The organism is Acinetobacter sp. CS-2, from assembly GCF_016599715.1.
Taxonomy (GTDB): Bacteria; Pseudomonadota; Gammaproteobacteria; order Pseudomonadales; family Moraxellaceae; genus Acinetobacter.
Window position 1 is genome coordinate 867,038 of sequence record NZ_CP067019.1, and the last position, 16,051, is coordinate 883,088.

Annotated in this window: 13 protein-coding genes; 2 read left to right on the forward strand and 11 right to left on the reverse strand. The window is 44.5% G+C overall.

Annotated features, from left to right (window positions below):
• Positions 1-74: 74 nt before the first annotated feature.
• The 6 genes from JFY49_RS03990 to JFY49_RS04015 all read right to left on the reverse strand — a co-directional run bounded on the left by JFY49_RS03990 (position 75) and on the right by JFY49_RS04015 (position 7,437).
• Positions 75-1,721, reverse strand: coding sequence for an IS66-like element ISAba16 family transposase (locus JFY49_RS03990; RefSeq protein ID WP_200223913.1), 1,647 nt, complete (start codon positions 1,719-1,721; stop codon positions 75-77).
• 74 nt (positions 1,722-1,795) lie between these two features.
• A complete protein-coding gene (gene tnpB, locus JFY49_RS03995; RefSeq protein ID WP_000618091.1) occupies positions 1,796-2,131 on the reverse strand; it encodes an IS66 family insertion sequence element accessory protein TnpB in 336 nt (111 codons plus the stop codon).
• Positions 2,128-2,511 carry a transposase gene (locus tag JFY49_RS04000; protein ID WP_032022232.1) on the reverse strand — a complete coding sequence of 128 codons (384 nt, stop codon included), beginning with the start codon at positions 2,509-2,511 and terminating at the stop codon, positions 2,128-2,130. Before JFY49_RS04000 ends, tnpB begins: the two co-directional genes overlap by 4 nt.
• A gap of 82 nt (positions 2,512-2,593) precedes the next feature.
• Positions 2,594-3,592: a 5'-nucleotidase gene (locus tag JFY49_RS04005; protein WP_200223915.1), complete on the reverse strand. Its 999-nt coding sequence runs from the start codon at positions 3,590-3,592 to the stop codon at positions 2,594-2,596.
• A gap of 53 nt (positions 3,593-3,645) precedes the next feature.
• Positions 3,646-4,479, reverse strand: a complete 834-nt coding sequence (locus JFY49_RS04010; protein WP_200223917.1) for a hypothetical protein — start codon at positions 4,477-4,479, stop codon at positions 3,646-3,648.
• 63 nt (positions 4,480-4,542) lie between these two features.
• Positions 4,543-7,437 (reverse strand): valine--tRNA ligase, encoded by a 2,895-nt coding sequence (locus tag JFY49_RS04015; RefSeq protein WP_200223923.1) that lies wholly within the window; start codon positions 7,435-7,437, stop codon positions 4,543-4,545.
• 184 nt (positions 7,438-7,621) lie between these two features.
• Between JFY49_RS04015 and JFY49_RS04020 the strand changes: the two genes are divergently transcribed.
• Positions 7,622-8,308, forward strand: a complete 687-nt coding sequence (locus JFY49_RS04020; RefSeq protein ID WP_180043204.1) for a hypothetical protein — start codon at positions 7,622-7,624, stop codon at positions 8,306-8,308.
• A 20-nt stretch (positions 8,309-8,328) separates the two neighbouring features.
• Entirely contained in the window at positions 8,329-9,135 is an 807-nt protein-coding gene (locus JFY49_RS04025) for an SDR family oxidoreductase (RefSeq protein ID WP_180080649.1), read from the forward strand.
• 88 nt (positions 9,136-9,223) lie between these two features.
• Here JFY49_RS04025 and JFY49_RS04030 read toward each other — a convergent pair whose 3' ends face one another.
• From JFY49_RS04030 to JFY49_RS04050, 5 genes are all read right to left on the reverse strand, one after another.
• Positions 9,224-9,658 (reverse strand): YbjQ family protein, encoded by a 435-nt coding sequence (locus JFY49_RS04030; protein WP_180174712.1) that lies wholly within the window; start codon positions 9,656-9,658, stop codon positions 9,224-9,226.
• A gap of 3 nt (positions 9,659-9,661) precedes the next feature.
• Positions 9,662-10,018: a YbjQ family protein gene (locus tag JFY49_RS04035; RefSeq protein WP_180080651.1), complete on the reverse strand. Its 357-nt coding sequence runs from the start codon at positions 10,016-10,018 to the stop codon at positions 9,662-9,664.
• A 105-nt stretch (positions 10,019-10,123) separates the two neighbouring features.
• The gene (adeK, locus tag JFY49_RS04040; protein ID WP_180080681.1) at positions 10,124-11,584 is read right to left on the reverse strand and encodes a multidrug efflux RND transporter AdeIJK outer membrane channel subunit AdeK; all 1,461 of its coding nucleotides are present in this window, start codon (positions 11,582-11,584) and stop codon (positions 10,124-10,126) included.
• The gene (locus tag JFY49_RS04045) at positions 11,584-14,766 is read right to left on the reverse strand and encodes an efflux RND transporter permease subunit (RefSeq protein ID WP_086196868.1); all 3,183 of its coding nucleotides are present in this window, start codon (positions 14,764-14,766) and stop codon (positions 11,584-11,586) included. The genes adeK and JFY49_RS04045 overlap by 1 nt, the downstream gene beginning before the upstream one ends.
• 12 nt (positions 14,767-14,778) lie before the next feature.
• Positions 14,779-16,047, reverse strand: a complete 1,269-nt coding sequence (locus JFY49_RS04050; RefSeq protein WP_200223925.1) for an efflux RND transporter periplasmic adaptor subunit — start codon at positions 16,045-16,047, stop codon at positions 14,779-14,781.
• Positions 16,048-16,051 lie beyond the last annotated feature (4 nt).

A 16,051-nucleotide genomic window follows, 5' to 3' on the forward strand; every position in this document is an offset into this window, starting at 1 on the left:
ATGATTAGGGAATATTTATGATTAATTTTATATTTTAGCTAGATCGTAAGCGTCCGCTGAATCCCATACCAATTTTAATTCGATTTAGGTTTCCAGCAGTGTGGCAGTAACTCTTCAATCTGGGTCACTTTATGTGTCGGTAACCTTTTCAGCACATCACTTAAATAGGCATACGGATCCAAGCCATTCAGCTTTGCTGACTGGATTAAAGTCATGATATTGGCAGCTCGTTGGCCGCTGCGCAGCGAGCCAGCAAACAGCCAGTTCTTACGTCCCAACGCCCAGGGGCGCATCTGATTCTCTACCCAATTGTTGCATATCGGTAGATTGCCATCATCCAGATAGCGGCTTAAGGCTGGCCAACGCTTCAGAGTGTAATTGATAGCCTTGGCGGTAGGAGAACTCGATGGCACTGTCAGATGATGTTGGTTGAGCCATTCATATAGTTGTTGCATCACTGGTTGACTATGCTGTTGTCGGTATTCGCGGCGGTCTTCCGCTGTACCATCGGTCTTTTTCCTGAGTTCTGCTTCTATCGCATACAGTTTCTGAATCAGCACTAAGGCCTGTTCAGCAACCTGACTTTTCCCAGTTACATGCAGTTCATGGAATTTACGACGTGCATGGGCCATGCACCCCACCTCAATCACCTGGCCTGATTTAAAACGTGCTTTATAACCACTGTAATCATCACAGACTAGATAGCCCTGCCAGCCTTTCAAGAACTCTTCAGCATGCTGGCCTGAACGACTATCCTGAAAGTCATAGATCACCGCCTGAACTGGATTGTACTGTGTGGTGGCATAGGCCCAGACATAACCTTTCTTCGGTTTTTTATTATTCTCACCCATCCGCATGATGGTGACCGGTGTTTCATCTGCATGCAGCACCCGCTGTTGCAGCACCACCTCTTTTAAGGCATTGGCCAGAGGTTCCAGTTCTACACCGCAGCGACCTATCCAGTCAGATAAAGTTGATCTAGAAAGTTCGATTCCCGCCCGCTGATAGATCAGACGTTGACGGTACAGCGGCAAATGATCGGCATATTTCGATACCAAAACATGGCTGAGCAGTTCAGGTGAAGCAATACCTTTATCAATCACATAGGCGGGCATCGCTTGCTGAGTCAGAGTGTCACACTGATCACAGACCCATTTACCACGCACATGCTGTTCCTTATAGAACTGTGCCGGTCTGAAATGCAGTTTTTCACTGACATCTTCGCCGATACGACGGAGTTGGCAGCCACAAGCACATTGGGTTGATGCAGGTTCATGCTCAATACGGATGGTGTGTAGATGATCTGGCAGTGGTCGACGTTTAGGTTTATTGGTTTTGGCTTTCTGTGTCGCTGCATTGGTTTTATCTGCATTTAGCCGTTCCAGTTCTAGATCAACCGCAGCAATATCTTCTTCAACCGCTTCATCCCACAGGTGGATTTGTTTTGCAGTGAGATGTTCGTTTTTACTGCCGAATTTGTGCTGTTTAAATAGTGCGAGTTCATGCTCGTATTTTTGATTGAGAATAGAAAGATGTTGAACTTTAGAATCTAATTGCTGATTGGTGACTTCAAGATGTTGAACTTTGGCATCCAATTGCTGGTTTGATTTTTCTAATTCTTGATTTGATTGTGCTAGAGACTGATGCTGCATCGCCAACTGCCGGATAAATTCCAGCAGTTGTTCATGGGTCAGTTGGCTTAAGTCAGGCAGCGTATTCATGACCGCAGTATGCCTGAGGTCATGAGAAGAATGAAATAGAACGTTTGGAGAATAGCAGAATGGAACAGCCTGGTTTAAAGCATCGTCACCACCTGCTGTCGTCCAATGCGCTGCCAGGGCAAACCTTGGATCAGTGCCTGTAACTGTTCCGGGCTGAGGGCCACGGTTTCACCTTGGTGAACTTGAGCCCAGTGAAATTTGCCCTGTTCCAGCCGCCGGGCACACAGCCAGATGCCCAGTCCATCATGTACCAGTACTTTCATGCGATGGCCACGTTTATTACAGAACAGGTAAGCACAATGCGGTTTGATGTAGCCAAAGGCTCTCACCACCTGAGCCATGGTCGTATCCATACCTGCACGCATGTCCATGGGCTGAGTAGACAACCAGATTTCATCAATGCGGATCATGTTGCAAGTGCCTTGAGTAATTCTGCCAAGGCAGGTATTTCTGATGTCTGCCATTTTAGCTGAATATCATTATTCGTATGAGGCACGGTGATACACAACGTGATCCTCTCATCCATAGGTTGGCTGATTGCAGCAGTGTAAGGCAAAGCAATAAATGCTGGATTCACATGAGTAGGATCCTGCACGGCACCCTCATGATGGCTGAAGATCCTGATCCAACGACTGACAAGGTTGGCATTAATACTATGTTGCAGTGCGACCGAAGCGATCGAGGTATTAGGATTTTTACAGGCATTGACAATACTGAGTTTGAATTCTTTGCTGTATGTTCTGCGTTTTTTAGCAACAGGAGGTGTTGCTGAATATATATCCATGTTCATGGATTAAGTCCCCACTTGTTTTTAGGTGGGAACTAAATTAAGGCTTATAGGATCGCTTGGTAAGGCTGTGTTAGCCGGATGCTTACGCTAGATCTAAAGTTGAACAATCTTCAAGTTGGGAGCTTGAGAGCAGTTCCTTAGTTTCTAGTTTTTTATTAGCAATCCCAAAAGGAATGTGAACAGAAGCAATACTTTCAGCAGTTCTTTCAAGATGAGTTACTTGATCATCAAAGAAAATATGAGGTTGTAGAATTTCTAAAACTTTAAGCTTTTCAATTCCACCTAAGAAAAAAGCTTCGTTTACGGTTTCAATTCCCCATGAACGTAAAGAGTTAATTACTCGTTTATGTGCAGGTGCATTACGTGCAGTAACGATAGAGATCCTTAATCGACTTTCATAATCAGAATGTTGCGCTTGATATTTAAGTTCTTCTTTTTGCAAAGTAGATAATTCTTTCAAAAGTTTGTGGAGTGGGCCCTCATTAGCAGGTTTATCTGCAAGATTTTTCTCATTTTCAATAAATGCACCCAAACCACTTTCTTTATAGACTTGTTCAGAGGAATCGTCGGCTATAACACCGTCAAAGTCAAAAGCAATACGTAGTTCTTTATCGTGTTCTACATCAAATATTTGACCTTTTAATATTAGTCCTGCTGGATATCCAGCATTAATTGCTTGATTTACATCAGTTTCATTTGCCGAAAGAAATAGACTGATATTTAGAGCATTAATATATTTATGCGGTGTACGACCTTGTAAAAAAATAGCTCTTTTAATACCTAAACCATAATGTTCTATTGAGTTCATTACACGTAAGCCAGTGTTAGGATCATTACGAGAAAGGAGTATCACTTCAACGAATGGCTTATCTTTAGGAAAAATACTATTCAAACTAAGTAGACGTTGTATGAATGGAAAAGCGACTCCTTGATCTAAAAGGGTATTTTCGTGTTCACGCTGGTATTCACGATAAGCTAGTTCTCCTTGTGTTCTAAACACTTCATCTGATTCTTCAAGATTGAATAAAGCACTTGAAGCTAAACCAATAACAAGCTTTTGTTCTAAATCATAACCACTCATATTCATTTCTCTTTGTTTTCTTTGCACCATTTAAAGATGCAATATGCTGAATCTTATTTTTTATATCTATTATCATCGTAACCATCATCTCGATTAGGAATAATTTGATTACGAATATCTATGCTAGCTACTGACTTACCAGGGAATCCCGTAAAAATACGATGCGATAGAGTATTGTTGTAAATATAATCACCTATAAATGTTGATGATATGAATAGGAAAATCCAAGTTATTAAAAGTAATCTTGCTGTTTTGATAGGAATTTTACTGACTGATGGTTTGGTAAGAATTCGATTATTTATATTTGAAAAAGGATTATAAGTCGTTAAGGTACTACGAGATAGAAAATGCTCAGTATCGTATTTTTCTTTTATAAAAAGACGTGTATTCAATCTCTTAAAATATTTGGAATAAAGAGTATGTTGAATATCTACAGTATCTTTATTAAATAATTGATGAAAAGAAGTCTTTTTTACGTTTTCATAGAAATTTTTAAGATTTTTTTCACATATGTCTACTTCTGATTCCCAATAATCTTGCCAAAACTTAGCTCCAGCAGCAATCTGCATTTGAAAAAATGAGATAAAAACACCTACAAAGCAAACGGCTGTATGTATAAAGGGGACTGTATTATTTGAATAAATGATACAAGCAATTAGAACACCCTGAAAAATCATAAAAAAGTTATTTCTCTGAACTAATTGGGTAATCTCAAAGTTACGGGTTTTGACGGCTATGTAATATAATTTCTTTAAACGTTCTTCTTGCTCTTTTTGTTTTTCTTCTTCTTGGTTTTCGTCGTTTGATTGAGTTTGGATAGTAAGTAAAGTTTTTCCTTTGCTGAGAAAAGTAGAACTAAACTTAGATACGACATCAAATTTTTTCATTTAAATAATAAAGGGCTGAATAATCAGCCCTTTATACACAAATTAGATCAAACTAACAACACATTAAAGCGCCGCAATTTGCTCCATATTCGCTTTAATTTTCGCTAACTGATCAGCAAACTCAGCAAGTTTTACTTTCTCGCCTTCAACCACAGCAGCCGGTGCTTTCGCTACGAAACCTTCATTCGAAAGTTTGTTAGCAATCTGGTCATGCTGTTTTTGAACCTTGTCTAAGTCTTTTTGTAGACGACCCAATTCCGCTTTAGGGTCAATTAAGCCCTTCATTGGAACGAATACAGATACGTGACCAACGACAGATGAAGAAGACAATGGTGGTTGTTCGCCATCAGCCAAGAAGGTAATGCTTTCAACTTTCGCCAATGCTTTAAATAATGCTTCAATACGAGTGATCTGTGCTTTTTCAGCTTCAGTGGTGTTTTGCAGAAGAACAGGCAACAAACGTGCATTACCTAGACCCATCTCACCACGGATGTTACGTACTGCACCAATCAAACCTTGCAGCCATTGCATATCTGCTTCAGCCTGGTCATTCATCAACGACTCGTCCGCAGTTGGGTACTGCGCAAGCATAATGGTTTCGCCTGAAATACCAAGTTTAGGCGCAAGCGTTTGCCAAATTTCTTCAGTCAGGTAAGGCATTAACGGATGTGCAAGACGTAAAGATGCTTCCATTACTGCAAGCAACACACGACGAACTTCAGCTTTACGCTCTTCAGATACGTTTTCATCGTTTAATACAGGCTTGGTCAGTTCTACATACCAGTCACAGTATTCATTCCAGATGAACTCGTAAATCGCTTGTGCAGCCAGGTCTAAACGATAAGTTGCAAATGCAGTTTGTACCGCAGCAGTCGCTTTTTGCAGACGGCTGACAATCCACTGTTCAGGCAATTCCCAAAGATCAGGACGTGCAGTTTGACCAACCGTTTGACTTTCCACGTTCATCATCACGAAACGTGTACCGTTCCAGATTTTGTTGGCAAAGTTACGGTAACCTTCAACACGTTTCATGTCGAATTTGATGTCACGACCGGTGTTGGCTAGTGCGCAGAATGTGAAACGAACCGCGTCCGTACCATATGCCTGAATACCTTCAGGGAATTCTTTACGCGTTGATTTTTCAATCTTCGAAGCCTGTTTCGGGTTCATCAAACCAGTGGTACGTTTTTGTACTAGAGTTTCTAGATCAACACCATCAATCAAATCTAATGGGTCAAGCACGTTGCCCTTAGATTTAGACATCTTCTGACCTTCGCCATCACGAACAAGACCGTGTACATACACAGTTTTGAACGGCACTTGCGGTGTACCATCTTCATTCTTCATGAAGTGCATGGTCATCATGATCATGCGGGCAACCCAGAAGAAGATGATGTCAAAACCTGTCACCAATACATCAGTCGGGTGGAATGTATTGAGGAAGTAGTTTTCCGCATCTTTCTTGGCATCACCAGTCCAACCTAAAGTTGAGAATGTCCAAAGACCTGAAGAGAACCAGGTATCGAGTACATCTTCGTCTTGGTTTAATTGAATATCTGCAGGGATGTTGTTTTTCGCACGAACTTCAGCTTCATCACGACCAACGAATACGTTACCTTCAGCATCGTACCAAGCTGGGATGCGGTGACCCCACCACAATTGACGCGAGATACACCAGTCTTGGATGTTGTTCATCCACGCCATGTACATGTTGCTGTACTGCTCAGGCACGAACTTGATACGACCGTCTTGAACTGCTTCAATCGCAGGTTTCGCAAGTGGTGCAATTTTCACATACCATTGGTCTGTGAGTAGAGGCTCAACGATTACGCCTGAACGGTCACCACGAGGTGGTTTAAGCGTATATGGTTGAATCTGGTCTAACCAGCCTTCCGCTTCAGCTTGCTCAACCAGTTTTTTACGTGCTTCAAAACGCTCTAAACCAACGTACTCTGCAGGGGCAGGAATGGTTTTAGAGATTTGCTCGCCGGCTTTCGCAATGTATTCAAACTCAGCCAATACTTCAGCATTTTTGTTGAAGATGTTAATGATTGGCAATTCGCAGCGTTTACCCACTTCATAGTCATTGAAGTCATGCGCAGGGGTGATTTTTACACAGCCGGTTCCGAATTCTTTGTCGACATATTCATCTTTAACAATAGGAACCGCACGACCGGTAATTGGCAGGATGATGTTTTTACCCACTAGGTCTGCATAGCGTTCATCATCCAGCGCAACTGCAACTGCTGTATCACCCAGCAAGGTTTCAGGACGCGTTGTTGCTACTACGATGTAATCTTTACCATCATGCGTGCGCAGTGATTTGTCTTCAAAGAAATATTTGAAGTGCCACAGTGAACCTGCTTCTTCTTTATCTGATTCTACTTCCAGATCAGACAGTGCAGTTTGTAATTTTGGATCCCAGTTTACCAAACGTTTGCCGCGGTAGATCAAACCTTCTTCATGCAGTTTTACAAACACTTCTTTCACCGCATTGGATAAACCTTCATCCATGGTGAAGCGTTCACGAGACCAGTCTACAGAAGAGCCCAGGCGACGGATTTGACGGGTAATGTTACCGCCAGACTGTTCTTTCCATTCCCAGACTTTTTCGATGAACTTTTCACGGCCCAGGTCATGACGGCTAATACCTTCTGCACCCAACTGACGCTCTACCACCATTTGCGTTGCAATACCGGCGTGGTCCGTACCCGGTTGCCATAAGGTATTTTTGCCTGACATACGGTTAAAACGGGTCAGTGCATCCATGATGGCATTGTTAAAACCATGACCCATGTGCAAGCTACCGGTGACGTTTGGTGGCGGAATCATGATACAGAATGATTCGCCTTTTTCAGACGGCTTGAAGTAACCGCGCTCTTCCCAAGTTTGGTACCATTTTTTCTCGATCTCGGTAGGATCGTATGTCGTAGCAATATTTTGCGCAGAATCAGTCATAGTGAAAACAGATCAAAAGTGAATAAAAAATTGCAGTTATTGTAGCAAAAAAAATGACAGATGAGACAGCTAAAGAAAATGCAAAAATAAGCGATTGGCACATACACAATTCGGTTCTATGATGAGAGTATTATAAAAACAGCGCAGATGATCGCAGAACAATACTAAAAAGGAGATGATCACCATGAATTATATGATTTCTTTAAAATTAAAATCAGAAACACATCAACGGTTCCAGCAGATTCACCAGCAACTCAATCAGGGCAAAAGCGAAAGTCTGGCGAAACCGCTGGGTGAAGTCCTGGCGGATATCTCTTGTGAAATTGTTGATCAGGTGTTTGGTGAAATTGCCCGTTTATCTACCTCCAGTGACCGGGAATCTGAAAAAGTGGTGCAACAGATTTTAGATACGGTACGTAAATATATGCCGTGGTCGGTGTCATTTTTTGGTAATGACCGCCTCACTCCAATGGTTAATTATTTGATTGAAATGGCACATGAAAAAAATGACCAATACTATATTTCCTATCAGGTTGATCATGTGCTGGTGGTGGAACTGTTAGGTTGTGTGGAACAAGTCAAGAGTGGAAATAGCCAATATGTTTCGCCTGCCTTGAAAGCTTTTACCGAAATGGTCGATCAAGGCGTGACCTATTTGCTACGTGAGCCTAAAAAAATGTTGAAATTCAATTTGGTGGTTGATAAAACCCTGAATGGGGTGATTCATTTGACCACGCAAATGGGCTATAAACGTTTGGAAAAAATTGGAACTTATTATGATGCTCAAGATACTCATCGTTATCTTGATCATTTTCTGATGTTTTTGAACCCAGAGCCCAAAAATGATAGATCAAACCATTCTGAAATGTAATTTAAAACAGGAAGCATAACATGGCGCAGCAGGACAGTTTAAACAACAAAGTGGTATGGATTACCGGTGCATCTTCAGGTTTAGGCAAGGCTCTTGCTCAGGAGTGTGCTTTGCAGGGTGCACAGGTGGTACTGACTGCACGCCGTATCGATGAACTGGAAAACGTCCGTTTAAGCTTACCTCATCCTGATCAGCATATTTGTGTCGCTGCCGATATTACTGATGAAAATCAGGTTCGTCATGCTTATGAGCAAGTGCTAAGTCAGAAAGGGCGTATCGACTGGTTAATCAATAATGCCGGTTTAAGCCAGCGTGCCCTGATTGCCGACACCACCATGCAAACTGAACGTGCCATTATGGAAGTGGATTATTTCTCACAAGTATTTCTGACCAAAACGGTTTTACCGACTTTCCTGCAACAAAAGTCGGGCCGGATTATCTTCGTTTCTAGCGTGGCAGGTTTATTGGGGACTCAGTACCGTGCCAGCTATTCGGCGGCAAAAGCGGCGATTCACATGTGGGCGAATAGCTTGCGTGCTGAGGTGGCACAAGAGGGTGTTCATGTCAGTGTGGTGTTCCCGGGTTTTGTCAAAACCAATGTGTCTTTCAACGCCTTAAATGGAGAAGGCAAACCGCAGGGGCATCAGGATGAAGCGATTGAAAATGGTCTGGAGCCAGAAGCGTTTGCCAAAACCGTGCTGAGTGCTTTGCTGAACGGTGAAGAATACATTGTAGTGGGTGGGACTAAAGAAAAACTGGGGGTATGGATGTCACGCTTATCGCCAAGCACACTGTATAAAATGATCCGTAAGGCTAAGGTGAAATAATTAAAGCTCCCTCGTTTTTAAAAGGAAGCTTTAAAGTCCCCCTTTGCAAAAGGGGGATTTAGGGGGATTCAAACTTTATTTAATTTACTTAACCCCGAATCGCCGTCCCATAAGCAAACACTTCTACCATCCCGCCTTGCATGCCCATCTCTGTGGTACTGAGGCGTAAGCCCATAATCTGGGTTGCACCGATTTTCTCGGCTTCCAGTTTCAAGCGGACAATCGCTTCACGTCGGGCACGTTCCACCACACTTTCATAACTGGTCAGACGACCACCGAAAAAGTTCTGGATATTGGCAATCACATATTTAAAGTAATCATGCGAAATTACTACATTGCTGCTCACCAGTTGCCCCGGATATGAAGATATTTTAAAACGGCTATTATCCAGGGTGATATAAGCCAAACGCTGTTCATTTTCCGCCAGTGAATCCAGGTGCTTGCGTTCATTGTATCTGCCGAAACCAAAACCGAGTGCAAATAAAATGGCAAAAACAACTATCTGGAGAATTAACCCATCCATCACTTAGACCTGCGCTTGAAATGGATCGGGAAGTTTAGGAATGTTTGGCTCCACCACAACTGCTGTGCCATACACAAAAAGTTCCGAAGCACCTTGGGCAATATTGGAGGTTGAAAAACGGATGCCAACCACGGCATTGGCGCCCATTAATCTGGCCTTTTCAATCATGCGGTTCATGGCTTCCTGCCGCGACTCTTCCAGCAGTTCAGTATAGGCCGTCAGTTCACCACCGACAATATTTTTTAAGCCTGCAAGTAGGTCACGTCCGACATGCTTACTGCGTACAGTGCTGCCATAGACCACATCGAGTTGACGAATAACGGTATGACCCGGAACAGATTCTAAATTACTCAGCAGCATGTTTTGATATTCAAATGAAATGGGATTTATTGAAGATAGGAAATCATGTTTAAAAAAGCAATAAAAAAGCCTGCATGGCGCAGGCTTTTTTATCATATTGGAATATTACTGAGCACTGTTTGCCGCTTTGCGTTCAGCCGAAGAAGGTACCTGTTGAACGGCATCACCGGTGTTGGCTTTAATACCGCCACCCAGGGTCTTATACAATTCAACCTGGTTATTCATGTTGGCTTGTTCAAGCAACAATAAACCCTGTTCGGCTGCATATGATGCACGTTGTGCATCCAGTACCGTCAGGTAGCTGTCAATACCGGCGCGGAAGCGGGCATTTGACAATCGGTAAGTGGTATTGGTTGCATCCACCAGACGGCGCTGTGCTGCCAGACGGTCACCAATATTCTGACGTACCGCCAATGCATCATTCACTTCACGGAAAGCGGATTGAATCGATTTTTCATAGTCAGATAAGGCAATTTGCTGATCTGTTTCTGAAATCTTGATGTTGGCTTTACGCGTACCCCAATCGAAGATTGGCAGGTCGATGCTCGGACCCACTGACCAGACAAATCCACCTGATTTAAACAGGTCGCTCAAGCTGGTTGAGGCATAGCCTGCGTTGCCGGTCAGACTGATAGTCGGGAACATGCGTGCTTTGGCTGCACCAATATTAGCACCCGCCGCAGACAGTTTATATTCCGCAGCACGAATGTCAGGACGATTATTTAATAAGTCACTTGGTAAACCGGCACCAATGGCATTGCTTTGACTGATACGTGTGACACGTTGAGTCGGCAGCAAATTGGCAGGAACCGCTTGACCAACCAGCAGGTTCAGCAGGTTTTGTGCCTGGGCAATTTGGGTCTTGTAATTGGCCACATCGTTACGGGCCGTTTCTACAGAAATTTGTGCCTGACGCACAGGAACTTCACTGTCGATACCGACATCGAAACGTTTTTTATTGAGGTTATAAGACTCAAGCTGGGCTTTCAGCGTTTGCTCGGCAAGTTTTAAATTGGCATTGGCAAACGAATAATTCAACCAGGCTTGTGCAACCTGACCTATCAATGCAATTTGAGTCGCATCACGCGCACTTGAAGTCGCTAAATACGTATCTAAAGCATTGTCTTTCAAGCTGCGCACGCGGCCCCAAAAATCCAGCTCATAGGCAGTCACACCTAAGCCGACATTGTAGCTGGTCATCGCACCCTTGGTGTTCATTGTATCCTGACGCAGTACACTGCCACTGGCACCAATGGTTGGCAGCTGGTTGTTCTGGGTAATTTGGTACTGCTGCTGTGCACGCTGAATATTCAACGTTGAAGTACGCAAATCACGGTTATTAGCCAATGCCAGATCAAGCACTTGAAGCAAGCGTGGATCGGCAAAAAAGTCTTTATAACCTTTTTCAGCAATTGAAGGTCCAGAACTTGCGGTTAAATAACCCTGTTCTGGAATATTTGCTTGAGCTACGGGCTCTGGGCCACGCATGCTTTGACAGGCTGTCAAAGCAAGCGCAAGTGCAGATACCGCAATGCTACGACCTGAAATAGACCATACCTTTTGCATCACGATGCTTGCTCCTGATTATTTTGGTTTTTAGGTTTGTATTTAAAGATACTTCGAATCCAGACGTAGAACACCGGAATAAAGAAGATACCCAATAAAGTCGAACTGATTACGCCACCCAGTACACCATATCCGACTGAATGTTGGCTACCTGCACCTGCACCTGCAGCCAGTGCAAGCGGAAGTACACCAAAACCGAAGGCAAGGGTGGTCATAATAATGGGACGTAAACGCATTTTCGCTGCATGAAGCGTCGCTTCAAGCAAAGGCTCGCCTTTATCCTCCTGCAGCTCCTTGGCGAATTCTACAATCAGGATCGCATTCTTCGCAGCCAAACCAATGACGGCAATAATCGCGACCTGGAAGTAAATGTTATTCGACAAGTTTGGATCTTTCAGTACGATCATGCCAAGGAACGTTAAGCCAATTGCACCGACAATACCTAAAGGAATCACCAACAGTACCGAGAATGGAATAGACCAGCTTTCATACAATGCAGCAAGACACAGGAACACGATTAACATAGAAAGCCCGTATAGACCCGCAGTTTGCGAACCTGCTTCACGTTCTTCTAAAGATAAACCTGTCCATTCATAGTCAAAACCGCTCATGCCCATTTGTGGCAGTTTGGCAATGATTTCTTCCATGGCGAGCATTGCATCACCAGAGCTGACGCCCGGTGCAGGGGTACCCTGAATATTCACCGATGCAATACCGTTATAACGTTCAAGACGTGGCGAACCATAGGTCCATTCACCGGTTGCAAAGGCAGAGAACGGCACCATTTGTCCCAGGTTGTTACGTACGTACCACTTGTTTAAATCTTCCGGCATCATACGCGCATCGGGTACGGCCTGAACATAGACTTTTTTCACGCGACCGCGGTCAATAAAGTCATTAATGTATGAACCACCCCAAGCAATACTCATGGTGCTGTTGATTTCAGAAATACTGACGCCCATAGCGCTGGCTTTTTCATTATCAACATAAATTTTGTATTGCGGCGTATCTTCTTGGCCGTTCGGACGCACACCGACAAGACGTTTATCTTGTGCTGCCATACCCAGAATCATGTTACGGGCAGTAATCAGTTTTTCGTGACCACTACCTGCAGCATCTTTCAACTGCAAGTTAAAGCCAGCAGAAACACCCAGTTCCGGCATTGCAGGAAGCTGCAAAGGCATCACGTAAGAGGCATCTTTGGCAATCACGTTCAGGGCCATACCACGCTGGATGATGGCACCGATTTGAGATTCAGGTGTTGTACGCTCACTCCAGTCTTTTAACTTAATGAAGGCTAAACCGGCATTCTGACCGATACCCGTGAATGAGAAGCCCGCAACGCTGAAGATAGAATCGACATTGGCCTTTTCACCTTCCATAAAGAAACCGTTCATTTGATCAATCACTTTTTCGGTACGATCAAGTGTGGCATTCGGTGGAAGCTGAACCAGCGTCATTACTACACCCTGGTCTTCATTCGGCAGGAATGAACTTGGCAGGTTCTTGAACATGAACAGCAAGCCAGCGATGACCACGGCATAAATGGCACCCGCAATGATTTTATGAATCAGCAGTTTGCCTACCCATTTCTGGTAACCGACTGATAAGCGGTCAAAGCCATGGTTAAACCAGCGGAAGAAGCGTGCGAACACACCATTGCTTTCCGGCTTGTCTTTATCATGCTGTTTCAGCAAGGTTGCACAAAGCGCAGGAGTGAAGGTCAGGGCAATGGCCAGGGATAAAATCATCGCGGTCACAAGCGTGATCGAGAACTGGCGATAAATTACACCGGTCGTACCACTGAAGAATGCCATCGGTACGAATACTGCGGTTAATACTGTCGTAATACCGATCAGGGCACCCGAAATCTGTTGCATCGACTTTTCAGTCGCCGTAACCGGATCGAGATGTTCTTCCTGCATCACTCGTTCTACGTTCTCGACCACAACAATCGCATCATCCACCAGCAAACCAATTGCAAGGACCATGGCAAACATGGTGAGGGTGTTAATCGAGAAGCCAAACAGGTTGATGATGGCAAAAGTACCCAACACCACTACAGGCACGGCCATGGTTGGAATCAGGGTGGCACGCCAGTTCTGCAAGAACAGGAACATCACCAGGAATACCAGCACAATCGCTTCAATTAAGGTGTGAACCACACTTTCAATCGAAAGTTTGATAAACGGCGTGGTATCAAACGCCAACTGGTCTTTCAAACCACTTGGATAGTTTTTGCGCAGTTGTTGCAAGCGCTCTTCTACTGCAGTTGCCGTGTCGAGTGCATTTGCACCGGTAGCCAGTTTAATTGCTACACCGCCAGCAGGTTTACCGTTGAATTTAGACCGGAACTGATAGGTGTCAGAGCCTAATTCAACTTTAGCCACATCACCCACAGTCACTTTTGCACCAGAACCGGCATTTTTCAAGAAAATGGCACGGAACTGTTCAGGTGTTTGCAACAGGCTTTGTGCATTTACAGTGGCATTTAGTACCTGGCCTTCAACAGCAGGCGCACCACCGAGTTGACCTACTGCAACCTGTGCATTCTGGGTGCGCAGTGCGGTCACAACATCACTTGGGGTCAGCTGGTAACTGCTGAGTTTTGCTGGGTCCAGCCAGATACGCATGGCATAAGAACCACCAAAGACCTGTACTTCACCTACACCAGCTACACGGCTTAGCGGTTCAGAAATATTCGAGTTGACGTAGTCTTTGATGTCGGCATCAGAGAGTGATCCATCTGGCGAGTAGAATGCAACGACCTGCAGGAAGCTGGCACCCGATTTGGTCACCTTGAGGCCCTGACGCTGTACATCTTCAGGCAGCAGGGCAGTTGCGGACTGTAATTTGTTTTGCACCTGAACTTGTGCAATATCAGGATCAATGCCTTGTTCAAAGTTCAAGGCAATAGATGCCTGACCGTTACCGGCACTGTTGGACGAAATATAGCGTAAGCCATCCAGACCGTTCATTTGCTGTTCAATAATTTGGGTCACTGTATTTTCTACAGTTTCAGCAGATGCACCTGGATAGGTCGCAGCAATGGTTACCGTTGGCGGTGCAATGGTCGGATATTGTGCAATGGGCATTTTGCTGAGGGTTAAAATACCCGCCAGCATAATCACCAATGCAATCACCCAGGCAAAAATCGGGCGATGAATAAAAAAGTGAGCCATTCAATCTACCCCTTATGCATTTGAAGTAGCTTTTTGTTCAGTTTTAGGTTGTGCTTGGCCAGCAGGTTGGCCTGCTTTATTTGCATCTGCCGCAGGCTGACCTGCACCCTGAGGTGCCGCAGTTTGAGGCTGGTAAGGTTTGGCAACCACGGTTGCGCCTTCTTTCACCTTGGCAATACCATCAACAATGACTTTTTCACCCGTTTGCAAGCCTTTGGTCACAATCCAGTCTTTGCCTTGCACACCGGCAGTTTCAACCGGACGTGTTTCAACCACACCTTTGGCATTCACGATCATGGCAATCGCCTGACCTGTTGGGGTACGGGTAATCGCTGCCTGAGGAATCAGCATGGCATTCGGAATAACACCTTGCACGATTTGAGCAGTTGCATACATGCCTGGAAGCAGTAAATGGTTCGGGTTCTGGAACACAGCACGCAGCGTTACTGTACCGGTTTCCGGATTCACACTGGCATCGGAAAATGCAAGACGACCTTCAATCGGGTAATAGCTACCATCTTCAAGCTTAAGCTTCACTTTAGTATTGTTGCTGCTACCCAAATTGCCTTGGCTCAACTGTTGACGTAAACGCAGCAGCTCGGCACTCGACTGGTTAATGTCGACATAAATCGGATCCAAGCGTTGCACGGTCACTAAAGGTGCTTCCTGGCTTGCGGTAACCAGGGCACCTACAGTGACGCTTGAACGGTTGGTTTGACCTGAAATAGGTGAACGAACGGTAGAATAACCGAGGTTGATTTCTGCATTTTTAAGTTCGGCCTGGGTTGCCGCGACATCCGCTTCAGCCAGTTTTACTTGTGCAGCAATATCATCATATTCTTGTTTTGAAATGGCATTGGTGCCGACAAGTTGACGGTAACGTCCTTCTTTCACCCTTAATAGGTTTAAGTTGGCCTGCTGACGGTTGAGCGCAGCACGTGCACTGGCGACAGTTTCACGGTTGGTTCGCGAGTCAATTTCATACAGTGCCTGTCCTTGACGGACATAACTTCCTTCAGTAAACAGACGTTTAAGAATGACACCACTGGTTTGTGGACGGACTTCAGAAATTTCAAATGCCGTCATACGGCCAGAAAGTTCTACCGATTGCTCTACGCTTTGGGGTTGAGCAACAATGACACCGACTTCAGCCGGTGGCATTTTTTGGGCTGCTGCAGCTTGCTGCGCATCCTTGGGATCTTTGCTACAACCAACAAGTGCAATACTTGTTGCTAATGCGCAAGCGGTAAGGGCGGGTGCCCATAGCTTTGCAGACATCATTGTT